Genomic DNA, 21,871 nt, shown 5'->3' with positions numbered 1-21,871 from the left:
AATGTCGCTGCGCTGTCATAAATGATTACCAGTGAGGTTACAGGCAGGTTATGTTTTTCATAAAAGTGTCACAAATCTGACGCATAATGGCGCCGCGAATATCAGTGACAGCCGTCATAATCAGCAGGAGTAATAATGGCTAAGCGCATTTTGGTTGTGGAGGATGAAGCCCCCATCCGTGAAATGTTGTGTTTTGTTCTGGAGCAGAACGACTATCAGCCAATCGAGGCGGAAGATTATGACAGCGCCGTTGGCAAGCTGATTGAACCCTGGCCCGATCTGATTTTGCTGGACTGGATGTTACCCGGTGGCAGCGGTATTCAGTTTATTAAGCATCTGAAGCGCGAGGCGATGACCCGCGATATCCCGGTGATGATGCTGACCGCGCGTGGCGAAGAGGAAGATCGGGTACGTGGCCTGGAAGTGGGCGCCGATGATTACATTACCAAGCCGTTTTCACCCAAAGAGCTGATGGCGCGAATCAAAGCGGTGATGCGCCGCATTTCGCCGATGGCGGTGGAAGAGGTGATTGAGATGCAGGGGCTGAGTCTGGATCCCTCCTCACATCGCGTGATGTCCGAAACCACGCCGCTGGAGATGGGCCCCACCGAATATAAGCTGCTGCACTTCTTTATGACTCACCCGGAACGCGTCTACAGCCGCGAACAGCTGCTGAACCACGTCTGGGGCACCAATGTGTATGTGGAGGATCGCACTGTCGATGTTCACATTCGCCGTTTACGTAAAGCGCTGGAAGTCTCCGGCCACGATCGCATGGTACAAACCGTCCGTGGAACAGGGTATCGTTTCTCTGCCCGCTACTGAACGGAGCCTTTACCGTGCTGGAACGCCTCTCCTGGAAGAGATTACTGACAGAACTGCTGCTGGCCAGTCTGCCTGCTGCGCTGCTGGGCCTGCTGTTTGGCGGCCTGCCTTGGTGGCTGCTGGTGAGCGTGCTGGTGGTGCTGTTGTGGCATTTCCACAATCTGATGCGGCTGTCGCACTGGCTGTGGCTCGACCGCACCATGACGCCACCGACCGGGCGTGCCAGCTGGGAACCGCTGTTTTATGGGCTTTACCAGATGCAACTGCGCAACCGGCGGCGGCGGCGTGAACTGGGCAATCTCATTAAACGCTTCCGCAGCGGGGCCGAATCGCTGCCGGATGCGGTGATCCTGACCACGGAAGAGGGCACTATTTTCTGGTGTAACGGCCTGGCGCAACAGCATCTGGGGCTGCGCTGGCCGGAAGATAATGGCCAGAATATCCTCAATCTGCTGCGTTACCCGGAGTTCTCCCGCTATCTTCGCCAGCGCGATTTTGACAAGCCGCTGACGCTGGTGCTGAACAACAAACTTCATATGGAATTCCGCGTCATGCCCTACAGCGAGGGGCAATGGCTGCTGGTAGCCCGTGATGTGACGCAGATGCATCAGCTGGAAGGGGCGCGCCGTAACTTCTTTGCCAACGTCAGCCATGAGTTACGGACGCCGCTCACCGTGCTGCAGGGCTATCTGGAGATGATGAACGACTCGGTGATGAGCGAGCCTTCGCGCAGCAAAGCGCTGCACACCATGTCGGAGCAGACGCGCCGCATGGACAGCCTGGTGAAACAGCTGCTGACGCTGTCGCGTATTGAAGCCGCCCCCGCGATCGATCTCAAAGAGAAGGTCGATGTGCCGGTGATGCTGAAACTGCTGCAGCATGAGGCGGCGACACTGAGTGGCGGTCGGCACGATATCCATTTTCATACCGATCCCCATCTGAAAGTGTTCGGCAACGACGAACAGCTGCGCAGCGCGATCTCCAACCTGGTTTACAACGCGGTCAATCACACCCCGGAGGGCACGCGGATCGATATCAGCTGGCTGCGTGGCAAGCAGGGCGCAACCTTCCGGGTATGCGACAACGGGCCGGGTATCGCCTCAGAACATATTCCGCGCCTGACCGAGCGCTTCTACCGGGTTGATAAAGCGCGTTCACGCGCCACCGGCGGCAGCGGGCTGGGGCTGGCGATTGTGAAACATGCGCTGAGCCACCACAACGCGCGGCTCGATATCACCAGCGTGCCGCATAAAGAGACCTGTTTTACTTTTACGCTGCCCGCGAGGTTGATTGTCAGCAGCGTGATGCAGGAGAATGCCGTTCATTAATCGCTGCCGGATCTCTCTGATGCGCCTCCTTCTTTTGTTAATCGTCTCTCTGCTGCCGGGCATGGCGCTGGCCCAGCCCGGCGCGCTCTCCGGCAATCTCAGCAGCGTCGGATCCGACACGCTTGGCTATCTGATGACCCTGTGGGGCGAAGATTTCAGCCGCCAGGCACCGGGCGTTAATGTGCAGGTTCAGGCCTCTGGTTCGTCTACCGCGCCGACCGCGCTGGCAGCGGGTGCCGCTCAGCTCGGGCCGATGAGCCGACCGATGCAGGCCGACGAACGCCAGGCCTTTGAGGCGCGCTACGGCTATCCGCCGCTGGCGGTGCCGGTGGCGATGGATGCGCTGGTGGTGGTGGTGAATCAGCGCAATCCGCTGCAGCAGATTGAACCGCGTCAGCTCGATGCTATTTTCTCCATTACCCGCCTGTGTGGCGCGCATGGTGTGCCGCTGCGCTGGGGCGATCTCGGTTTAACCGGCGACCAGTGGCGTAAACGGCCGATTCAGCGTTATGGCCGCAACTCCTCCTCCGGCACGTGGGGTTTCTTCAAGCAGCAGGTGCTGTGCAAAGGCGATTTCCGCAGCGACGTGGCAGAGTTTCCCGGCTCGGCCGCCGTGGTGCAGGCGGTGGCCGGTAATTCGCGCAGCATCGGTTACGCCAGTTTCGGCTTTCATCTCAGCGGTGTAAAAATGCTGGCGGTGATGAACGATCAGGGGCAGGCGATTGTTCCGGATGCCGATGCTATCCGCAGTGGCCGCTATCCCTGGGCGCGTCCGCTCTATCTCTACGTCAACAAAGCGCCCGGCAAACCGTTGCCACCGCTGGTCGCCGCCTTTTTGCAGCAGGTACTTTCTCCTCAAGGCCAGCGGCGGGTCAGCGAAGCAGGCTACCTGCCGCTCTCTGACAGCCAGATGGCACAGGCACGCGCAGCGCTGCAATAATTTCCAACCTGAATTTTTTTCATCATCGCTGAATTTTCTTCAGTTGCAGACAGAGGTTACTCATGTCACTCTGCATTCAGACGTATAGCCATCCAGATGGCTATTCATATCAGAATGTAATTATTTCCTGCCGCAATCATTTGCAGGAGAGACAGGAGTGATCATGCAAAGAGAAACCGCCCCGTTCCGCGCCGACACCGTTGGCAGCTTCCTGCGTCCTGCTGCGATTAAGCAGGCGCGCGAACAGTTTTCAGCGGGCGAGATTGATGCCGCAGCCCTGCGTCAGGTTGAAGATGCGGCAATCCGCGATGTAGTCGCGAAACAGCGCGAAAATGGCCTGAAAGTGGTGACAGACGGCGAGTTCCGTCGTGGCTGGTGGCATTTCGACTTCTTCTATGGCCTTGACGGCGTCGAGAGCTATGAAGCGGAGCAGGGCATCCAGTTTAATGGCGTTCAGACTAAAGCGCATGGCGTGAAAGTGGTGAGCAAACTCGGTTTCCCGGCGGATCACCCGATGCTCGGCCATTTTCGCTTCCTGCAGAGTATTGCCGGTGATGCGGTGCCGAAGATGACCATTCCCAGCCCCAGCGTGCTGCACTTCCGCGGTGGACGCAAAGTGATTGATTCGGAAGTCTATCCCGATCTGGCGGACTACTTCGACGATCTGGCGCAGACTTACAAACAGGCGATCAAGGCCTTTTACCACGCGGGCTGTCGCTATCTGCAGCTGGATGACACCGTCTGGGCGTATCTCTGTTCCGAAGATCAGAAGCGCGATATCCGCGCACGTGGCGACGATCCGGACCAGCTGGCCCAGACGTATGCTCAGGTGTTGAATAAAGCGCTGGCGGATAAACCTGCCGATCTGACCGTGGGTCTGCATGTCTGTCGCGGTAATTTCCGCTCAACCTGGATTTCTGAAGGCGGCTATGGACCCGTGGCAGAAATCCTGTTCGGCAGCGTCAACGTGGATGCGTTCTTCCTGGAGTATGACAATGCCCGTTCTGGCGGCTTTGAGCCACTGCGTTACGTCAGGCCGGGCCATCAGCAGGTTGTTCTGGGCCTGATCACCACCAAAGTAGGTGAGCTGGAAGATCCGGCGCAGGTGAAAGCCCGACTGGAAGAGGCGACGCAGTATGTCAGCCTGGACCAGATCTGCCTCAGCCCGCAGTGCGGCTTTGCTTCTACCGAAGAGGGCAATAGCCTGAGCGAAGCGGAGCAATGGCAGAAGATTCGTTTAGTGGTCGATATCGCTAATCAGGTCTGGTAATGCTGTAACGTTGTGCAGACAGGCGCGTAAAACGCGCCTTTTGTGTATCTTCTGGCCCATTTATGCGGGGTTTTCTCACGCTCTGTCTGTTATTTAAGCACATCATCTTGTGTGCCTACGGCAAAAATTAACGCTATCCACTGCCTTTTGAAAAAATGGCGGCATAACCTTCTGGTTTTCCGATCCCGTATTGCCTTTCACCGCTATAAACGTTTTACTTAGCGCCGTTGTCGATCCATCCCTCTGTGAACAGAATAAAAGCAGCTTAAATCACCTGCGCTTTACCCTGCGATGAGCATAATGCGCTGACATTGTCAGCCAGGTCGCGGTTTGCACGCAGCGAGGGGACAACACTAACCCAACTTCCACCGCAACATCAGTGACAGGCCGTATGACACATCGTTTAACTTCGAAGGACATTCTCGCGCTGGGCTTTATGACATTTGCCCTGTTTGTTGGCGCGGGTAACATCATTTTTCCGCCAATGGTCGGCATTCAGTCTGGCGAACACGTCTGGACAGCCGCGATTGGTTTTCTGATTACCGCAGTCGGTCTGCCCGTGATGACCGTGATCGCGCTGGCCCGCGTCGGCGGCGGCGTGGATGCGCTCAGCAGCCCGATAGGCAAGGTCGCTGGTATCGTGCTGGCCACCGTGTGCTATCTGGCTGTCGGGCCGCTGTTTGCTACCCCGCGCACGGCAACGGTCTCGTTTGAGATGGGCATTGCACCGCTGACCGGCGATGGCGCGCTGCCGCTGTTCATCTATAGCCTGATCTACTTCGCGCTGGTGATTGGCGTGTCGCTCTATCCGGGCAAGTTGCTCGACACGGTAGGGCACTTCCTTGCGCCACTAAAAATTATCGCGCTGACCGTGCTGGGCGTTGCTGCGCTGGTCTGGCCTGCAGGCGGGACCATTCCGGCGACGGCTGATTATCAGCGGGCGGCGTTCTCCAGCGGTTTTGTTAATGGCTATCTGACCATGGATACGCTGGGCGCGCTGGTGTTTGGCATCGTGATTGTTAATGCCGCCCGTTCACGTGGTGTTGATAATGCCGCGCTGCTGACCCGCTATACCGTGCTGGCAGGATTGATTGCCGGTCTGGGCCTGACGCTGGTCTACCTCTGCCTGTTTAAACTGGGCGCGGGCAGCGGGGCGCTGGTGGATCAAAATGCCAATGGTGCAGCGATTCTGCACGCGTATGTTCAGCATACCTTTGGCAACATGGGCAGCTTCTTCCTGGCCGCGCTGATCTTCGTCGCTTGTATGGTGACCGCTGTCGGCCTGACCTGTGCCTGTGCGGAATTTTTTGCGCAATACCTGCCGTTGTCGTATAAAACGCTGGTGTTTATTCTGGGGCTGTTCTCGATGGTGGTGTCGAATCTCGGCCTGAGCCACCTGATTCAGATCTCCATCCCGGTACTGACGGCGATCTATCCGCCCTGTATCGTGCTGGTGGTGCTGAGTTTCACCCTCAACTGGTGGAATAAGAGCAGCCGGATTATCGCGCCAGCGATGCTGGTAAGCCTGCTGTTTGGCATTGTTGATGCGATTAAAACTACCGGGTTTAAAGATTTGCTGCCGGCATTCAGTCAGCATCTGCCGCTGGCCGATCAGGGTCTCGCCTGGTTGCCACCGTCGCTGGTAATGCTGCTGATTGCCGCTGTTGTGGATCGGGTGAAAGGACCGGAACAGGTGACGGTTCACTCGTAACAGAGCGCACTGATTCTTCTTTAACCACGGGCTTGCCCGTGGTTTTTTCATTTCACAGGTACAGGTTGTTATGCAAGAAACCAATAAGCTCAAACGCGGACTGAGCACGCGCCACATCCGTTTTATGGCGCTGGGATCGGCGATTGGCACCGGGCTGTTTTACGGTTCCGCCGACGCGATAAAAATGGCCGGACCGAGCGTGCTGCTCGCCTATATCATCGGCGGGGCAGTAGCCTACATCATCATGCGCGCGCTGGGTGAGATGTCCGTTAACAATCCTCAGGCCAGCTCTTTCTCCCGCTACGCGCAGGACTATCTTGGGCCGATGGCGGGCTACATCACCGGCTGGACCTACTGTTTTGAAATCCTGATTGTGGCGATTGCGGATGTCACCGCGTTCGGCATCTATATGGGCGTCTGGTTCCCCGAGGTGCCGCACTGGATTTGGGTGCTGAGCGTGGTACTGATTATCGGTGCCGTCAATCTGATGAGCGTTAAGGTGTTCGGCGAAGTGGAGTTCTGGTTCTCCTTTTTCAAAGTCGCCACCATCATCGTGATGATTCTGGCTGGTTTCGGCATGATTATCTGGGGGATTGGCAACGGCGGTCAGCCGACCGGTATCCATAACCTCTGGACCAACGGCGGCTTCTTCGCCCACGGCGTCGTCGGCATGCTGCTGTCGCTGCAGATGGTGATGTTCGCCTATGGCGGCATCGAAATCATCGGTATCACCGCCGGTGAAGCGAAAGATCCGGAGAAGTCGATTCCCCGCGCGATTAACTCGGTGCCGTGGCGCATTCTGGTGTTCTATGTGGGCACGTTGTTTGTAATTATGTCGATCTATCCCTGGAATCAGGTCGGGACGTCGGGCAGTCCGTTTGTGCTGACCTTCCAGCATCTGGGGATCGCGGCAGCCGCCTCTATCCTCAATTTCGTCGTGCTGACCGCGTCACTCTCGGCGATTAACAGCGATGTGTTTGGCGTGGGGCGCATGCTGCACGGGATGGCGCAGCAGGGTCATGCGCCGAAAGTCTTTATGAAGGTCTCGTCGCGCGGGATTCCGTGGGTGACGGTGGTGGTGATGATGTTCGCCATGCTGATTGCGGTTTATCTCAACTACCTGATGCCGGAAAAAGTCTTCCTGGTGATCGCCTCGCTAGCGACCTTTGCAACGGTGTGGGTCTGGATCATGATTCTGTTGTCGCAGATTGCCTTCCGTCGCAAAATTGGCAAAGAGGCGGCAAGTCAGCTGCAGTTTGCGCTGCCTGGCGGCAGCTGGACGGCTGGCGTCGGCGTTGCGTTCCTCTGCTTTATTATTGGTCTGATTGGTTATTTCCCCGATACCCGCATTTCACTCTATGTTGGCATGGTGTGGATTGTGGTGCTGCTGCTGGGCTATAAGCTGGTGCGTAAACCACGCTAATCTCCAGTTCTGCTCTTCCTGTTTTTGGGGGAGCAGAACCCGCAATATTCCTCTTTTATTTTCTCACATCGCTGCTTATTTGCGTGATCTTCGCCACAACGCTGAATTCTTTTATTACGCGTTAACGCTCTGTCAGCGAAATAAGACTCTGCGCCGGTTTATTACGGCGAATGTATCCCGAAAAGATTATTCAAACGGGCAGTGAATATCGCTGAAGGTTACAGGCGGGAAAAATTGTTGATGGGGCTTCATGCGCAGGAATGTGCAGCTATACGGGCAGTGGTGCGCTAAAAAAGCAGAGAGGCGGAAATAAAAAACGGCGAAACCAGTCGCCGAAATACGCAAGAATTAGAGGAAAATAGATAATAAAGGGATGATTGACAGGACTATCGTAAATCAAAATGTGTGGCGCTGATAGTCAGATGAATTAAATAAGAAAAGGTCTGAGTGGCGTTAATTAACAGCGGTTAACATTATTAAGGCCGCATTGCGGCTGCGGCCTTAATTTGATTAGCGACAGACTCAGGGCAATATAACCGAAACCGGCAGCACAGCGCTGTTATCCAGGTTTTTCCGGAGCTGAGTCAGTGTGGATTGATAAGGGCAGAGCAGGCCGACATCGGTAACTCTGCAGTCAGGCTGATGCCATTCCTGTTGTAATAACGGATATTTATCATCAATGAGTTGCAACTGGCGGATGCCATCCAGACTCTGCGCCTGAAAATAGATCCGTAAAAAACGCTCGCCGCTGCGGGTGTCGCGCCAGCGCTCCAGCACCAGACTGCTGCCCGGCGGAATGTTACCGCGCGAGTAACCGGGTAACTGCCAGTTAAAGTCCATCAGGGTGCGCACCATCGCAATATTGGTGTCATGCGCGACAAGAATCAGCCAGCGGCTCGGCGAGCTATTGGCAGCGATCGCCTCCAGCATCGTGTTGAGCAGTATCGAGCCACGGCGCTGTGCCAGGTAGAGTACATCGTTGCTGAGATCGTAGTTTGCGGTCAGCAGCGGCAGCAGGGAGGTGATTTGCGCGGCCGAGGTGATATGCCCCCAGGCGAGCTGATCAAACGGCAGATTTTCGCTGTAGCCCAGTCGCAGCGTCTCCACCATGCTCGCCATGACGCTCAGCCCGTAAACGTAACTATTTCCGTTGCGGGTTTGCCGGAACGTCCAGGGCGCATCAAACAGGGGACAAGCCGTTGCGGGGGGACAGACGGCGGTTTTCAGCTGCTGAATCGCCGGTTGCAGTTGCTGTTGCAGATGTGCCAGATTGCCCGCTTTCTGCTGTTTAGCAGTCAGTTCCTGCACGGGGTCGGTCCGGGTGACCGTCAGCTTTTCATTCTGAAACAGGGGATCAACATCGCCCGCGACGTGATGCACGGTTACGCCGCAGCCGGGAAAGGCGCCGTCCGTCAGCGCCGCAGCCGTGGCACGGGTGCGCTGCAGCGGGCTGGCGCGCACGTAGACCTGAGCCGCATCCGGACAGCCCGTGCCCAGCAGGCCGAGCTGGCGATAGTGCTCGCCTTCCCAGCGTCCTTTATTCACCACGGCACTGTAGCCGTGACCCGTCAGCTCGCCATCGGCAGTGGTCCACTGTGTCCAGGGTTGCTGGCTGGCGGCTTCAATCTCTTTTCGATTGCCTGGCGTGGGTGGACGTACGCCGTGACGGCTCAGTTCAACCACTTTCTCCAGCTGGTAATCCGCCGCCTGTGTCGCCGGGCTTAACAGCCAGAGAGAACCGAGGATCAGCGCACAGCGGCACAGGGTTGGCAGCGTCATTTACTCTTCCAGTGCGCCGTTGCCGGTCAGCGCTTTAATTTTTGGATACAGAGCCGCATTGGCCAGCAACACAGGGTTACCGTTTTTCAGGCCTTCATTACGCAGATAATCATTGGTGACACCGCCTGCTTCGCGCATAAGAACGATGCCCGGCAGACTATCCCACGGATGCATATGCGCTTCGTAGTAACCAATCAGCCGACCGGCTGCCGCCCAGGCGCTGGTCAGCGCACCCGAACCGATGCGAATAAACATACCACCCTGTTCAATTAAGCCGCTGATCAGGCGTGAGACGCTTTCGCCCGGCGTCCGGCTGGAGTTGCTGATGCCAAGTAAACCCTCATTGAGATGCGCTGCGTCATGAACCTGCAGGCGACTTTCATTCAGCCATGCCCCCTGGCCTGCCCGTGCGTGGAACAGCTCCTGATGATTAGGATCGCAGACGACGCCGATCACCGGCTGGCCCTCGCAGACCACCGCCAGCGAAACGCACCAGTTAGGCAAACCGTTGACGAAACAGGCGGTGCCATCGATCGGATCGACAACCCAGATAAACGGCGCACCCTCAACCTCGCCGCCGCTCTCTTCGCCATAGACGCTATCCTCAGGAAAACGTTCAGCGATTAAGGTCTTAATTAATGCCTCAACGTTACGATCAGCCTCGCTGACCACGTCCTGCAAATCCCTTTTGTGTTCCACTACCAGAGTCTGACGCTGCTGATACCATGATAAGGCCCGGCTGCCCGCTGCACGGGCGATGTCGCAGGCGTAACGGTAACGCGCGTCTATTTCAGAATGCGAAGCGGATGACATCTTTTCCTCTTATGATTTTTTGCCATAACGAACGGAAGGCGCGCCTGAACAGGCGGTCTGGCTGTGATGTTTACTTCAGTATTGTTAAGAAAGGCTTCATTAAGCCGCAGATAAGCAGCAATGGCAAGATAGTGCTGGGCCGGGTGGCCGGCTTTTTTCATCTGGCAAAAGCGCGTGTCCGTCAGCCCGGCAGCAGAGGATCGGGTTTTACAGGGTTCTGCTGGTCGCCAGCGCCATTAAACGCGGATAAAAAACAAAAAACAGCGCTTCCAGCTGATCATAATGTTGGATGAAATCGTGGTAGGAGTCGCGCAGTGCCGACAGGCGGGGACGGCGACTGGCCATGCCGTGCAGCACCCGCTCCAGCCGGGCAGGCTGGGCATAATGCTCGAACCAGCGCTCGCGCCACATCACTGCGTTGAGTTCCTGAAACTCTACGGGCGTGTCGGCCAGCTGCGGCAGGATTTCGCGCTCGGCGGTGGCAGAAAACTGCACCAGCGTCTGGTCGGGCGTAAATTGCTGCCAGTGACGGGCCAGAAAATGGTCCCAGATGACGTCCAGCGTAATCGGGGCCACACGATAGGTTTCCGCACGGAACAGCTGACGGGCGCTGCGTACTTCCGGCAGTGCATCGGTCATCACATCCAGACGACGATGCATCAGAATGCCGTCTGCGACAGGCGCGGACCAGTGCTGGTGCGGGTTGCCACGCACAAAATCGGCCATTAAATTGCCGAGAAGGGAGCTGTCGGCCAGCTTAGCCAGATGGAGATGAGCAAGAAAGTTCATGCCGCATTATAGGCAGAACTGCCTTTGCGCAGCCAGTTGTTCAGAATTGGTCGGTTTTCCGCTAAACTGTGCCGCCTGTTTTTGCCTGAGAAAGAACATGTCAATGCGTGTCGCCGATTTTGCTTTTGAACTGCCCGAATCCCTGATTGCTCACTATCCCCAGGCGCAGCGCAGCGGCTGTCGTCTGCTGTCGCTCGACGGTCCCAGCGGTGCGCTGTCGCACGGTGTTTTCACCGACGTGCTGGATAAGCTGAATCCAGGCGATCTGCTGGTGTTCAACAACACCCGCGTGATTCCGGCGCGCGTCTTTGGCCGTAAAGCCAGCGGCGGCAAAATCGAGATGCTGGTGGAGCGGATGCTCGACGACAAGCGCGTGCTGGCACATGTGCGCGCCTCAAAAGCGCCAAAACCGGGGGCAGAACTGCTGCTGGGCGAAGATGAGAGCGTGAAAGCGACCATGGTGGCACGTCACGATGCCCTGTTTGAGATCGCGTTTGATGATGAGCGCGCGGTGCTCGACATCCTCAACAGCGTCGGCCACATGCCTTTGCCGCCGTATATTGACCGTCCGGATGAAGAGGCGGATCGCGAACTTTACCAGACGGTTTACAGCGCCCGTCCGGGTGCTGTGGCGGCGCCGACCGCCGGTCTGCACTTCGATGAACCGCTGCTGCAGGCACTGAAAGAGAAGGGCATTGATATGGCCTTTGTGACGCTGCACGTCGGGGCGGGCACCTTCCAGCCGGTGCGTGTCGAGACCATCGAAGAGCATCACATGCACGCGGAGTATGCCGAAGTGCCGCAGGAGGTTGTCGACGCAGTACTGTCCTGCAAAGCGCGTGGCAATAAGGTGGTCGCTGTCGGCACCACCTCCGTTCGTTCGCTGGAGAGCGCCGCCAAAGCGAGTCAGGATGCCCTGATTGCGCCGTTCTTCGACGATACCCAGATTTTCATCTATCCGGGCTATGAGTATCAGGTGATCGATGCACTGATCACCAACTTCCACCTGCCCGAATCGACTCTGATTATGCTGGTCTCGGCGTTTGCCGGTTATCAGCACACCATGGCCGCGTACCGCGCAGCCGTGGCTGAGCAATATCGTTTCTTCAGTTATGGCGACGCGATGTTTATCAGCAAAAATCCGCAGGCGCCGCTGGAAAAAGTGGGCGACTGATTTATTAACCGATAGCCGGAATCGCCTGTCGTGCGAATGAAGGTTATCTGCATCGGACTGTTTCTCCGATGGAGGCTTTGTGAAATTTGAACTTGATACCACTGACGGGCGCGCACGCCGTGGCCGTCTGATTTTTGATCGCGGTGTGGTGGAAACCCCTGCGTTTATGCCTGTTGGCACCTATGGCACTGTTAAAGGCATGACGCCGGAAGAAGTGCAGGAGACCGGCGCGCAGATCATTCTGGGCAATACCTTCCACCTCTGGCTGCGTCCCGGCCAGGAGATCATGAAACTGCATGGCGATCTGCATGACTTTATGCAGTGGAAAGGGCCGATCCTGACCGACTCCGGCGGCTTCCAGGTCTTCAGCCTGGGCGACATCCGTAAAATCACCGAAGCGGGCGTGCATTTCCGTAACCCGATCAACGGCGACCCGATCTTCCTCGATCCGGAAAAATCGATGGAGATTCAGTATGACCTCGGTTCCGACATCGTGATGATTTTCGATGAATGTACGCCCTATCCGGCGGACTGGGACTACGCCAAACGCTCCATGGAGATGTCGCTGCGCTGGGCGCGACGCAGCCGTGACCGTTTCGACAGCCTGGGAAATAAAAATGCCTTATTTGGCATTATTCAGGGCTCGGTTTACGAAGATTTACGAGATGTCTCGGTGAAAGGTCTGGTAGAGATTGGCTTTGATGGGTACGCTGTGGGCGGCCTGGCGGTGGGTGAGCCTAAGCAGGACATGCACCGTATTCTTGAGCACGTCTGTCCGCAGCTTCCGCAGGATAAACCGCGTTATCTGATGGGTGTCGGCAAGCCAGAAGATCTGGTTGAAGGCGTCCGTCGCGGCGTCGATATGTTTGACTGCGTGATGCCAACCCGTAATGCGCGAAATGGTCACCTGTTTGTAACCGAAGGTGTAGTGAAGATTCGCAACGCCCGCTACAAAGATGACACTGCGCCGCTGGATGCGGAGTGTGATTGTTACACCTGTCGCAATTATAGCCGTGCCTACTTGTATCATCTCGACCGTTGTAACGAAATACTGGGCGCGCGTCTGAATACTATTCACAATTTGCGCTACTACCAGCGTCTGATGGCTGGTTTACGCCAGGCCATCGAAGAGGGTAAATTAGAGCGCTTTGTAACTGAGTTTTACCAACGGACGGGCAAAGAAGTTCCGCCATTAACGTCTGATAATTCATCAATGAGGGAAATTTAATGAGCTTATTCATTTCTGACGCCGTGGCCGCAGCAGGCGCTCCGTCTCAGGGAAGTCCGTATTCTCTGGTGATCATGCTGGTGGTGTTTGGTCTGATTTTCTATTTCATGATCCTGCGTCCGCAGCAGAAACGTGCGAAAGAGCACAAGAAGCTGATGGATTCCATCTCTAAGGGTGATGAAGTGCTGACCAGCGGTGGCCTGGTAGGCCGCGTAACGAAAGTCTCTGACACGGGCTACGTAGCTATTGCGCTGAATGACACCAATGAAGTCGTCATTAAACGTGATTTCGTCGCCGCCGTGCTGCCGAAGGGCACTATCAAGGCGCTGTAATTCTTTCTTCCCTAAGGGAACTGCCGTGTTAAATCGTTATCCTTTGTGGAAGTACGTAATGCTGGTCGTCGTGATTCTCGTCGGCCTGCTCTATGCGCTTCCCAACCTGTATGGTGAGGATCCGGCCGTTCAAATCACTGGTGCGCGCGGAAGCGCCGCCAGTGAGCAGACGTTGGATCAAATTCAGTCCGTATTGAAACAAGACAATATCCAGAGCAAATCTGTTGCGCTGGAAAATGGTGCGATTACCGCGCGCTTCAATAATACGGATGTGCAGTTACGCGCCCGTGAAGCGATCATGAAAGCGCTGGGTGAAAACTACGTTGTCGCGCTGAACCTTGCGCCCGCCACGCCGCGCTGGCTGACGATGCTGTCAGCAGAGCCGATGAAACTCGGTCTCGATTTGCGTGGTGGTGTGCACTTCCTGATGGAAGTGGACATGGACACCGCGCTCAGTAAGCTGCAGGAGCAGAATGCTGACACGCTGCGTAGCGACCTGCGCACTAAAAATATCCCCTACACCAACGTCAATAAAATCGCGAACTACGGCGTGGAAATTCGTTTCCGTGACGCTGCCAGTCGTGATGCGGCGATCTCCTGGCTGAGTTCCCGTCATCAGGATCTGGTGATCAACAGCAGCGGCAGTGATGCGCTGCGTGCCACCATGAGCGATGCCCGTCTCAGCGAAGCGCGTGAATATGCGGTTCAGCAGAACATTACGATTCTGCGTAACCGTGTAAACCAGCTGGGCGTAGCTGAACCACTGGTTCAGCGTCAGGGTTCCGATCGTATTGTGGTTGAGCTACCGGGTATTCAGGATACGGCGCGCGCCAAAGAGATTCTGGGTGCCACCGCGACGCTGGAATTCCGTCTGGTTAACACCAGCGTGGATCCTACCGCGGCGGCCAGTGGGCGTGTACCGGGTGACTCTGAAGTGAAAGATATGCGCGATGGCCAGCCGGTCGTGCTCTACAAGCGGGTAATTCTGACCGGTGACCATATCACCGACTCAACCTCCAGCATGGATGAGTACAACCAGCCACAGGTGAACATTTCACTGGATGGCGCAGGCGGTAACATCATGTCCAACTTCACTAAGGACAACATCGGCAAGCCGATGGCGACCCTGTTTGTGGAGTACAAGGACAGCGGTAAAAAAGATGCCAACGGTCGTTCAGTTCTGGTGAAACAGGAAGAGGTGATTAACGTCGCTAATATCCAGTCTCGCCTGGGGAACAGCTTCCGCATCACCGGTATCAATAACCCGAACGAAGCGCGTCAGCTGTCGCTGCTGCTGCGTGCCGGTGCGTTGATTGCGCCCATCCAGATTGTGGAAGAGCGTACTATCGGGCCGACCATGGGTCAGCAGAACATTACTCAGGGTCTGGAAGCCTGCCTGTGGGGGCTGCTCGCCTCGATCCTCTTTATGGTGGTGTTCTATAAAAAGTTTGGTCTGATTGCGACGAGTGCGCTGCTGGTTAACCTGGTGCTGATTGTCGGCATCATGTCCCTGCTGCCTGGCGCGACCCTGACCATGCCCGGTATTGCCGGTATCGTGTTAACGCTGGCGGTAGCAGTTGATGCCAACGTACTGATTAACGAACGTATTAAAGAAGAGTTGCGAAACGGGCGCTCGGTTCAGCAGGCAATTCATGAAGGCTACAAAGGCGCCTTCTCCAGTATTGTCGATGCGAACGTGACCACCCTGATCAAAGTTATCATTCTTTACGCGGTCGGCACCGGTTCGATCAAAGGCTTTGCGATTACCACCGCAATTGGTATCGCGACCTCAATGTTCACCGCGATTATCGGTACCCGTGCCATTGTTAACCTGGTTTACGGTGGCAAACGCATCAACAAGCTGTCTATCTGAGGAGTGCGTTGTGGCACAGGAATATAACATTGAGCAGTTAAACCACGGGCGTAAAGTCGTCGACTTTATGCGCTGGGATAAGCTGGCCTTCATCATTTCGGGACTGCTGATTGTGGCCGCGATTGCGATCGTGGGCGTGCGTGGTTTTAACTGGGGCCTTGATTTCACCGGGGGTACGGTGATTGAGATCGCGCTGGAGAAACCCGCCGATCTGGACACGCTGCGTAGCGAACTGGTGAAAGCGGGCTTTGACGAGCCGCTGGTGCAGAACTTTGGCAGCAGCCGTGACGTCATGGTGCGTATGGCACCGGTTACCGGCCCGGCAGGTACCGAGTTAGGCAATAAAGTGGTGTCGGTGATCAACCAGACTACGCAGCAAAACGCCACCGTTAAGCGCATTGAGTTCGTGGGGCCGAGTGTGGGCAGCGACCTGGCGCAGGCGGGTGCGATGGCCCTGCTATCGGCGCTGATTGCGATTCTGATCTATATCGGTTTCCGCTTTGAGTGGCGTCTGGCACTGGGCACCGTGCTGGCGCTGGCGCATGACGTGATTATCACCTGCGGCCTGCTGGCGCTGTTCCGCATTGAAATCGACCTGACGATTGTTGCCTCGCTGATGTCGGTAATTGGCTACTCGCTTAACGATAAAATCGTGGTCTCTGACCGTATTCGCGAAAACTTCCGCAAGATCCGTCGCGGCAGTTCTTACGATATTACGAACGTATCACTGACCCAGACGTTAAGCCGTACCCTGATTACCTCACTGACGACGCTGGCGATGATCCTCATCCTCTTCATATTTGGTGGTGCGCTGCTGAAAGGCTTCTCACTGACCATGCTGATTGGTGTGACGATTGGTACGATCTCATCCATTTATGTCTCTTCGGCGCTGGCGCTGAAGCTGGGCATGAAGCGTGAACATATGATGGTGCAGAAAGTCGAGAAAGAGGGCGCCGATCAGCCTTCTATCCTGCCTTAATCGCGCGTCAGTAATAAAAACGGGCAGCCTTTTGGCTGCCCGTTTTTTTTGCACCACGGTTAAGGGTTATCAGGTGCCGCAGGGGAGGTCTGGGACGGGGTGGCAGCGGACACGTTATGCACGCGGACATAACCCAGTTGCTCCGGGGTCAGGCCACTGAGACGCAACGGGATCGTCGCCGAATGCTGCGGCAGCAGCGAGGCAGGCACCGCGACCGTCTGAGTCAGACTGTCACTGCTCAGCGGTTTACCGGTCGCCGGGTCGAGTTCACCCCAGATCACCGTCGCATGCAGGGCGGGCAAAGGCCGATCGTCCATTGAGCGTACGGTCAGGGTTGCCCGCGAGCCGCTGGCTTCTGCAGTGACAGGGGAGAGCGTCAGTCTCAGCGTGCCGAGCTGAGTCTGCAACGCCACTGGCGTGTTCGCCTGTGGCACCAGCCAGGCACCTTGCTGCAACTGGCTGTTAAGCTGCCCCTGAATCTCCAGCGCGCTGGCCTGTGTGGTCAGATGCTGCATCTGCTGATTGAGCTGACTCACTTCCTGGTGCAGCTCTCTGACCTGCGGGTTACCTGCACTGCTACTGCAGCCGCTCAGCGCCACCAGTGAGAACGCCACCGGAACCCAAACCATCCTGCTCATAAGTGATCCTTGTCCGTTATTTTGGAATACGTAAAACCTGGCCAGGATAGATCTTATCAGGATGGGTGAGCATTGGCTTATTCGCTTCGAAAATCTTGTTATATTCGTTAGCGTTGCCATAAACCTGTTTAGAAATAGCGCTCAGCGTGTCGCCTTTTTTTACGGTATAAAGCTCTGACTCGGCCGCGCTGTCTGTCACGGTGACCTTGTCTTCCACTTTCGTGATGCCTGCCACATTACCTGCCGCGATCAGAATCTTCTCTTTCAGTTCCTGAGAAAGGCCATCGCCGGTCACGGTGACGGTATCACCATTAACTTTTACGTCCACCTTGTCGCTGTCTGGCAAGCCGAGCTTGTTGATGTGATCCTGCAGCTTTTTATTCTGGTCCTCACCGCCATGTACGGCGTCCCAGAGTTTTTCACCGGCTTCTTTCACAAAGTTAAACAGACCCATACAACCTCCAATGTGTTAGTGGAAAATTTTAATTGCCGCTCTTAAAGCGTAGTCCCTTTTGCCGCAGACGAAATTTAGCATCGTTTATCCTGCGATGAGAAGCCCACGAAAGACACGGAAGAGATTTTGTTGATTCACAGTTCGCGCTACACTGTGTGGCCCATCACTCTCGCGTCAGGAAACGTCATGCATTGCCCATTCTGCTCCGCTGTCGACACCAAAGTGATTGATTCTCGTCTGGTTAGTGAAGGCTCCTCGGTGCGACGCCGTCGCCAGTGTCTGATGTGTCATGAACGCTTCACCACCTTTGAGGTGGCGGAACTGGTGATGCCCCGCGTGGTGAAAAGCAATGATGTGCGCGAGCCTTTCAATGAAGACAAAATGGCCAGCGGGATGATGAAAGCGCTTGAGAAGCGTCCGGTCAGCGCTGACGCGGTGGAAAGCGCCGTAAACCATATTAAAACGCAGCTGCGCGCCACTGGCGAACGTGAGATCCCCAGTAAGCTGATTGGCAATCTGGTGATGGATGAGCTTAAGAAGCTCGATAAAGTCGCCTATATTCGCTTCGCCTCGGTTTACCGCAGCTTTGAAGATATTCGCGATTTTGGCGAAGAGATCGCCCGGTTACAGGATTAAAGTATGGACGAACGCTACATGGCGCGTGCGCTGGAACTGGCGCGACGCGGCCGTTTTACGACCATGCCGAACCCGAATGTCGGCTGTGTGATTGTGCGCGATGGCGAAGTCGTGGGTGAGGGCTGGCATCAGCGTGCCGGTGAACCCCATGCTGAGGTCTACGCGCTGCGCATGGCTGGCGAGAAAGCGCGTGGCGCAACTGCCTATGTCACGCTGGAGCCGTGCAGCCACCATGGCCGCACGCCGCCCTGCTGTGATGCGCTGATCGCCGCAGGTGTAACCCGTGTCGTCGCCGCTATGCAGGACCCGAATCCGCAGGTCGCGGGGCGCGGACTGCACCGTCTGCATCAGGCGGGCATTGACGTCAGCCATGGTCTGATGATGCAGGAAGCAGAAGCACTGAATCGCGGCTTCCTCAAGCGCATGCGCACCGGCTTTCCCTGGATTCAGCTTAAGCTGGGCGCATCGCTGGATGGCCGCACGGCCATGGCCAGTGGCGAAAGTCAGTGGATCACCTCTGAGGCTGCACGCCGTGATGTGCAGCGTCTGCGGGCGCAAAGCGCCGCCATTCTCAGCAGCAGCGCCACGGTGCTGGCGGACGATCCCTCTCTGACAGTGCGCTGGTCTGAACTCAATACCGACAGCCAGGCTCTGGTTGATGAACAGCAACTGCGTCAGCCGGTACGTGTGATTATCGACAGCCAGAATCGCGTGACGCCGCAGCATCGGCTCATCTCCCAGCCGGGCGAAACCTGGCTGATGCGTCATCAGCCGGATCAGCAGCACTGGCCCGCCAGCGTGACGCAAATCGCCGTTCCGCTGCGCGAACAGCACCTGGATCGGGTGGCGATGATGATGCTGCTGGGACAGCGACAGATTAACAGCGTCTGGGTTGAAGCGGGTGCCACGCTGGCTGGTGCCCTGTTACAGGCCGGGCTGGTGGATGAACTGATCGTTTATCTGGCACCTAAGCTATTAGGCCATGAAGGACGCGGCTTGTGTCAGCTGCCGGGGCTCAGCCAGCTGGCTGACGCGCCTGCGTTCCGTTTCAGCGATGTCCGGCAGGTCGGTGACGATTTACGTCTGACCCTGACACCGCAATAGCATGCCCGGAAAAGCGAGAGCACGCCGCCTAAGAGTATGATAGAATCCGCCCCCCTGCGCGGGGCCAACCAAACCCCTGAAAGGATAAGTATGAAAGTTATCGAAGCTGCTGTTGCAACGCCTGAGGCCAATGTTGCCATCGTCATCGCGCGTTTTAACAACTTCATTAATGACAGCCTGCTGGATGGCGCAGTTGATGCCCTGAAACGTATCGGCCAGGTCAAAGATGACAATATCACCGTAGTCTGGGTGCCGGGTGCCTACGAACTGCCGCTGGCAGCCCGTGCCCTGGCAAACACCGGCAAATATGATGCGATTATCGCACTCGGCACCGTTATTCGTGGTGGCACTGCGCACTTCGAATATGTGGCGGGTGAAGCCAGCTCCGGTATCGCCAGCGTTGCCATGAACAGCGACATTCCTGTCGCGTTCGGCGTGCTGACCACTGAAAGCATCGAGCAGGCCATTGAGCGTGCCGGCACCAAAGCGGGTAATAAAGGTGCTGAAGCGGCGCTGACTGCGCTCGAAATGATTAACGTATTGAAAGCCATTAAAGCCTGATTTTTGTAAGGGGAATTTTGTGAAACCTGCTGCTCGTCGTCGCGCCCGTGAGTGCGCTGTTCAGGCGCTTTACTCCTGGCAGTTGTCGAATAACGACATTGCCGATGTGGAATACCAGTTTCTGGCGGAACAGGACGTCAAAGACGTCGACATTACCTACTTCCGCGAACTGCTGTCCGGTGTGGCGACCAACAGTGCGTATCTGGATGGATTGATGAAGCCTTATCTGTCGCGTCAGCTCGAAGAGCTGGGCCAGGTAGAAAAAGCTATCCTGCGCATCTCGCTGTATGAGCTGAGCAAACGTGATGATGTGCCCTATAAAGTGGCCATCAACGAAGGCATTGAGCTGGCGAAAGTCTTCGGTGCCGAAGACAGTCATAAATTTGTCAACGGCGTGCTGGATAAAGCCGGTCCACAAATTCGACCCCATCGCAAATAAACAAAAAGGCCGGCTTGCCGGCCTTTTTTCATGAAGAGTTAAGCGGAACGCAATTATGTCTTGTGGTGAATTTGAACTCATCGCACGCTACTTCAACCGCAGAACACGCAGCCGCCGTGATGTCGAACTCGGCATCGGTGACGATTGTGCGTTACTTAGCGTGCCGGAAAAACAGACGCTGGCGATCAGCACCGATACCCTGGTCGCGGGTGTGCACTTCTTACGGGATATCCATCCTGCCGATCTGGGCTACAAAGCGCTGGCTGTGAATCTTAGCGACCTTGCTGCCATGGGTGCCGATCCCGCGTGGCTGACGCTGGCCTTAACGCTGCCGCAGGTCGATGAGAGCTGGCTCTCCGCCTTTAGCGAAAGCCTGTTTGAACTGCTGGAATATTACGACATGCAGCTGGTGGGTGGCGACACGACCCGTGGCCCGCTGAGCCTGACGCTGGCGATTCACGGTCTGGTGCCGCAGGGCCGCGCCCTGAAACGCTCCGGTGCGAAGCCGGGCGACTGGATCTACGTGACCGGCACGCTGGGTGACAGCGCGGCGGGTCTGGCGCTGTTGCAGCATCACTGTCGCATCAGCGATCCGGCGGTGCATGAAGCGTTGATTAAACGGCATCTGCGCCCAATGCCACGCATTCTGCAGGGCCAGGCACTGCGTTCGCTGGCCTCTTCAGCCGTGGACCTTTCCGATGGCCTGATTTCCGATCTCGGCCACGTGCTGAAAGCCAGCGGCTGTGGTGCAAGGCTTAACCTGGATGCGTTGCCGCTGTCGGCGGCGCTGCGTGACCATTTCGACCCTGAGCAGGTATTGCGCTGGGCGCTGAGTGGCGGAGAAGATTACGAACTCTGCTTCACCGTGCCGGAAGTGAATCGCGGTGCGCTTGATGTGGCGCTGGGGCATCTGGGCGTGCCTTATACCTGCATCGGACAGATAGCACCGGAATCAGAAGGCTTAACGCTGCTGGATAATGGCAAGCCCGCCACGTTCCATCATAAAGGGTTTGATCACTTTGATACTAAATAACGACGTGGCGAAGAGCCGCCTGCGGATGAGCAATCCCTGGCATCTGCTGGCCACCGGTTTCGGCAGCGGATTAAGCCCGGTCGTGCCTGGTACCATGGGATCGCTGGCGGCCATTCCATTCTGGTGGCTGATGACCTTTCTGCCGCAGGATCTCTATTCGCTGGTTGTGCTGGTTGGTATCTGCGTCGGTGTCTATCTCTGCCATCGCACCGCCAAAGATATGGGCGTACACGATCACGGCAGTATTGTCTGGGATGAGTTCATCGGCATGTGGATTACGCTGATGGCGATTCCGGTTAACAACTGGCAATGGGTACTGGGCGGCTTTGTCGTGTTCCGTATTCTTGATATGTGGAAACCCTGGCCGATTCGCTGGTTTGACCGCAATGTACATGGCGGCATGGGCATTATGGTGGATGACATTATTGCTGGCGTGATTTCTGCGGCGATGCTCTATGGCTTTGGGGTCTGGCTGGCGGGTTAAACGTCGATGCTAAACGCATGATAAGAGGTGACGCCCGGGCAGGGCGTCACGTTCTGGT

The 21,871-nt window shown here is 56.4% G+C and carries 22 protein-coding genes; 17 read left to right on the top strand and 5 right to left on the bottom strand.

Annotated features, from left to right (window positions below; translation table 11 throughout):
- The first annotated feature begins 135 nt into the window (after nucleotides 1-135).
- The 6 genes from phoB (at nucleotide 136) to proY (ending at nucleotide 7,497) form a co-directional block, all read left to right on the top strand.
- Nucleotides 136-825, top strand: coding sequence for a phosphate response regulator transcription factor PhoB (gene phoB, locus ACTJKZ_RS09795; RefSeq protein ID WP_003852491.1), 690 nt, complete (start codon nucleotides 136-138; stop codon nucleotides 823-825).
- Nucleotides 826-839: 14 nt separating this feature from the next.
- The gene (phoR, locus tag ACTJKZ_RS09790; RefSeq protein WP_161735290.1) at nucleotides 840-2,153 is read left to right on the top strand and encodes a phosphate regulon sensor histidine kinase PhoR; all 1,314 of its coding nucleotides are present in this window, start codon (nucleotides 840-842) and stop codon (nucleotides 2,151-2,153) included.
- Between the two features lie 19 nt (nucleotides 2,154-2,172).
- On the top strand, nucleotides 2,173-3,093 hold the full coding sequence (locus ACTJKZ_RS09785; RefSeq protein WP_440829493.1) for a PstS family phosphate ABC transporter substrate-binding protein: 921 nt from the start codon (nucleotides 2,173-2,175) through the stop codon (nucleotides 3,091-3,093).
- A gap of 163 nt (nucleotides 3,094-3,256) precedes the next feature.
- Nucleotides 3,257-4,363 (top strand): cobalamin-independent methionine synthase II family protein, encoded by a 1,107-nt coding sequence (locus ACTJKZ_RS09780; protein WP_440829492.1) that lies wholly within the window; start codon nucleotides 3,257-3,259, stop codon nucleotides 4,361-4,363.
- 391 nt (nucleotides 4,364-4,754) lie between these two features.
- Entirely contained in the window at nucleotides 4,755-6,074 is a 1,320-nt protein-coding gene (gene brnQ / locus ACTJKZ_RS09775) for a branched-chain amino acid transporter carrier protein BrnQ (protein ID WP_222924439.1), read from the top strand.
- 70 nt (nucleotides 6,075-6,144) lie between these two features.
- Complete coding sequence (proY, locus tag ACTJKZ_RS09770; RefSeq protein ID WP_440829491.1) at nucleotides 6,145-7,497, top strand: proline-specific permease ProY; 1,353 nt, start codon at nucleotides 6,145-6,147, stop codon at nucleotides 7,495-7,497.
- A 522-nt stretch (nucleotides 7,498-8,019) separates the two neighbouring features.
- Here the strand turns inward: proY and ACTJKZ_RS09765 are convergent.
- The 3 genes from ACTJKZ_RS09765 to ACTJKZ_RS09755 all read right to left on the bottom strand — a co-directional run bounded on the left by ACTJKZ_RS09765 (nucleotide 8,020) and on the right by ACTJKZ_RS09755 (nucleotide 10,878).
- The gene (locus ACTJKZ_RS09765; RefSeq protein ID WP_222924438.1) at nucleotides 8,020-9,276 is read right to left on the bottom strand and encodes a histidine-type phosphatase; all 1,257 of its coding nucleotides are present in this window, start codon (nucleotides 9,274-9,276) and stop codon (nucleotides 8,020-8,022) included.
- Nucleotides 9,277-10,089 (bottom strand): inositol monophosphatase family protein, encoded by an 813-nt coding sequence (locus ACTJKZ_RS09760; RefSeq protein WP_161735280.1) that lies wholly within the window; start codon nucleotides 10,087-10,089, stop codon nucleotides 9,277-9,279. It lies immediately after the preceding gene.
- A 207-nt stretch (nucleotides 10,090-10,296) separates the two neighbouring features.
- On the bottom strand, nucleotides 10,297-10,878 hold the full coding sequence (locus ACTJKZ_RS09755; RefSeq protein ID WP_260057608.1) for an ACP phosphodiesterase: 582 nt from the start codon (nucleotides 10,876-10,878) through the stop codon (nucleotides 10,297-10,299).
- Nucleotides 10,879-10,981: 103 nt separating this feature from the next.
- Here ACTJKZ_RS09755 and queA point away from each other — a divergent pair, with 103 nt between their 5' ends.
- The 5 genes from queA to secF all read left to right on the top strand — a co-directional run bounded on the left by queA (nucleotide 10,982) and on the right by secF (nucleotide 16,464).
- Nucleotides 10,982-12,052, top strand: coding sequence for a tRNA preQ1(34) S-adenosylmethionine ribosyltransferase-isomerase QueA (gene queA / locus ACTJKZ_RS09750; protein ID WP_440829523.1), 1,071 nt, complete (start codon nucleotides 10,982-10,984; stop codon nucleotides 12,050-12,052).
- A 79-nt stretch (nucleotides 12,053-12,131) separates the two neighbouring features.
- Nucleotides 12,132-13,280, top strand: a complete 1,149-nt coding sequence (gene tgt, locus ACTJKZ_RS09745) for a tRNA guanosine(34) transglycosylase Tgt (RefSeq protein WP_033731739.1) — start codon at nucleotides 12,132-12,134, stop codon at nucleotides 13,278-13,280.
- Nucleotides 13,280-13,612: a preprotein translocase subunit YajC gene (gene yajC / locus ACTJKZ_RS09740; protein ID WP_009091760.1), complete on the top strand. Its 333-nt coding sequence runs from the start codon at nucleotides 13,280-13,282 to the stop codon at nucleotides 13,610-13,612. Before tgt ends, yajC begins: the two co-directional genes overlap by 1 nt.
- A gap of 25 nt (nucleotides 13,613-13,637) precedes the next feature.
- Complete coding sequence (gene secD / locus ACTJKZ_RS09735) at nucleotides 13,638-15,485, top strand: protein translocase subunit SecD (protein ID WP_222924435.1); 1,848 nt, start codon at nucleotides 13,638-13,640, stop codon at nucleotides 15,483-15,485.
- Between the two features lie 10 nt (nucleotides 15,486-15,495).
- Entirely contained in the window at nucleotides 15,496-16,464 is a 969-nt protein-coding gene (gene secF, locus ACTJKZ_RS09730) for a protein translocase subunit SecF (protein WP_013356971.1), read from the top strand.
- A gap of 59 nt (nucleotides 16,465-16,523) precedes the next feature.
- On the opposite strand, the gene ACTJKZ_RS09725 is transcribed toward secF, so the two are convergent.
- Nucleotides 16,524-17,102 (bottom strand): DUF3251 domain-containing protein, encoded by a 579-nt coding sequence (locus ACTJKZ_RS09725; RefSeq protein ID WP_440829490.1) that lies wholly within the window; start codon nucleotides 17,100-17,102, stop codon nucleotides 16,524-16,526.
- A gap of 16 nt (nucleotides 17,103-17,118) precedes the next feature.
- Entirely contained in the window at nucleotides 17,119-17,556 is a 438-nt protein-coding gene (gene lysM / locus ACTJKZ_RS09720) for a peptidoglycan-binding protein LysM (protein ID WP_161735268.1), read from the bottom strand.
- 186 nt (nucleotides 17,557-17,742) lie between these two features.
- On the opposite strand from lysM, the gene nrdR reads away from it, so the two are divergent.
- The 6 genes from nrdR to pgpA all read left to right on the top strand — a co-directional run bounded on the left by nrdR (nucleotide 17,743) and on the right by pgpA (nucleotide 21,813).
- Entirely contained in the window at nucleotides 17,743-18,192 is a 450-nt protein-coding gene (nrdR, locus tag ACTJKZ_RS09715; protein ID WP_009091750.1) for a transcriptional regulator NrdR, read from the top strand.
- A gap of 3 nt (nucleotides 18,193-18,195) precedes the next feature.
- A complete protein-coding gene (ribD, locus tag ACTJKZ_RS09710) occupies nucleotides 18,196-19,296 on the top strand; it encodes a bifunctional diaminohydroxyphosphoribosylaminopyrimidine deaminase/5-amino-6-(5-phosphoribosylamino)uracil reductase RibD (RefSeq protein ID WP_161735267.1) in 1,101 nt (366 codons plus the stop codon).
- 90 nt (nucleotides 19,297-19,386) lie between these two features.
- On the top strand, nucleotides 19,387-19,857 hold the full coding sequence (ribH, locus tag ACTJKZ_RS09705; protein ID WP_161735265.1) for a 6,7-dimethyl-8-ribityllumazine synthase: 471 nt from the start codon (nucleotides 19,387-19,389) through the stop codon (nucleotides 19,855-19,857).
- A gap of 19 nt (nucleotides 19,858-19,876) precedes the next feature.
- Nucleotides 19,877-20,296, top strand: a complete 420-nt coding sequence (gene nusB / locus ACTJKZ_RS09700; RefSeq protein ID WP_009091744.1) for a transcription antitermination factor NusB — start codon at nucleotides 19,877-19,879, stop codon at nucleotides 20,294-20,296.
- Between the two features lie 55 nt (nucleotides 20,297-20,351).
- Nucleotides 20,352-21,329: a thiamine-phosphate kinase gene (gene thiL / locus ACTJKZ_RS09695; RefSeq protein ID WP_161735263.1), complete on the top strand. Its 978-nt coding sequence runs from the start codon at nucleotides 20,352-20,354 to the stop codon at nucleotides 21,327-21,329.
- The gene (gene pgpA / locus ACTJKZ_RS09690; protein ID WP_161735261.1) at nucleotides 21,274-21,813 is read left to right on the top strand and encodes a phosphatidylglycerophosphatase A; all 540 of its coding nucleotides are present in this window, start codon (nucleotides 21,274-21,276) and stop codon (nucleotides 21,811-21,813) included. The genes thiL and pgpA overlap by 56 nt, the downstream gene beginning before the upstream one ends.
- Nucleotides 21,814-21,871: the final 58 nt, after the last annotated feature.

Source organism: Pantoea sp. 22096, assembly GCF_052045955.1.
Classification (GTDB): Bacteria; Pseudomonadota; Gammaproteobacteria; order Enterobacterales; family Enterobacteriaceae; genus Pantoea; species Pantoea alfalfae.
Note: the sequence above shows the minus strand (reverse complement) of the source record. Positions and strands in the feature narration are given on the sequence as shown.

Excerpts from the sequence above, each read along its gene's own strand:
- phoB (WP_003852491.1), top strand. The coding sequence starts at position 136 with ATGGCTAAGCGCATTTTGGTTGTGGAGGATGAAGCCCCCATCCGTGAA.
- ACTJKZ_RS09785 (WP_440829493.1), top strand. The coding sequence starts at position 2,173 with ATGCGCCTCCTTCTTTTGTTAATCGTCTCTCTGCTGCCGGGCATGGCG.
- ACTJKZ_RS09780 (WP_440829492.1), top strand. The coding sequence starts at position 3,257 with ATGCAAAGAGAAACCGCCCCGTTCCGCGCCGACACCGTTGGCAGCTTC.
- brnQ (WP_222924439.1), top strand. The coding sequence starts at position 4,755 with ATGACACATCGTTTAACTTCGAAGGACATTCTCGCGCTGGGCTTTATG.
- proY (WP_440829491.1), top strand. The coding sequence starts at position 6,145 with ATGCAAGAAACCAATAAGCTCAAACGCGGACTGAGCACGCGCCACATC.
- ACTJKZ_RS09765 (WP_222924438.1), bottom strand. The coding sequence starts at position 9,276 with ATGACGCTGCCAACCCTGTGCCGCTGTGCGCTGATCCTCGGTTCTCTC.
- ACTJKZ_RS09760 (WP_161735280.1), bottom strand. The coding sequence starts at position 10,089 with ATGTCATCCGCTTCGCATTCTGAAATAGACGCGCGTTACCGTTACGCC.
- ACTJKZ_RS09755 (WP_260057608.1), bottom strand. The coding sequence starts at position 10,878 with ATGAACTTTCTTGCTCATCTCCATCTGGCTAAGCTGGCCGACAGCTCC.
- queA (WP_440829523.1), top strand. The coding sequence starts at position 10,982 with ATGCGTGTCGCCGATTTTGCTTTTGAACTGCCCGAATCCCTGATTGCT.
- yajC (WP_009091760.1), top strand. The coding sequence starts at position 13,280 with ATGAGCTTATTCATTTCTGACGCCGTGGCCGCAGCAGGCGCTCCGTCT.
- ACTJKZ_RS09725 (WP_440829490.1), bottom strand. The coding sequence starts at position 17,102 with ATGAGCAGGATGGTTTGGGTTCCGGTGGCGTTCTCACTGGTGGCGCTG.
- lysM (WP_161735268.1), bottom strand. The coding sequence starts at position 17,556 with ATGGGTCTGTTTAACTTTGTGAAAGAAGCCGGTGAAAAACTCTGGGAC.
- nrdR (WP_009091750.1), top strand. The coding sequence starts at position 17,743 with ATGCATTGCCCATTCTGCTCCGCTGTCGACACCAAAGTGATTGATTCT.
- ribD (WP_161735267.1), top strand. The coding sequence starts at position 18,196 with ATGGACGAACGCTACATGGCGCGTGCGCTGGAACTGGCGCGACGCGGC.
- ribH (WP_161735265.1), top strand. The coding sequence starts at position 19,387 with ATGAAAGTTATCGAAGCTGCTGTTGCAACGCCTGAGGCCAATGTTGCC.
- thiL (WP_161735263.1), top strand. The coding sequence starts at position 20,352 with ATGTCTTGTGGTGAATTTGAACTCATCGCACGCTACTTCAACCGCAGA.
- pgpA (WP_161735261.1), top strand. The coding sequence starts at position 21,274 with ATGGCAAGCCCGCCACGTTCCATCATAAAGGGTTTGATCACTTTGATA.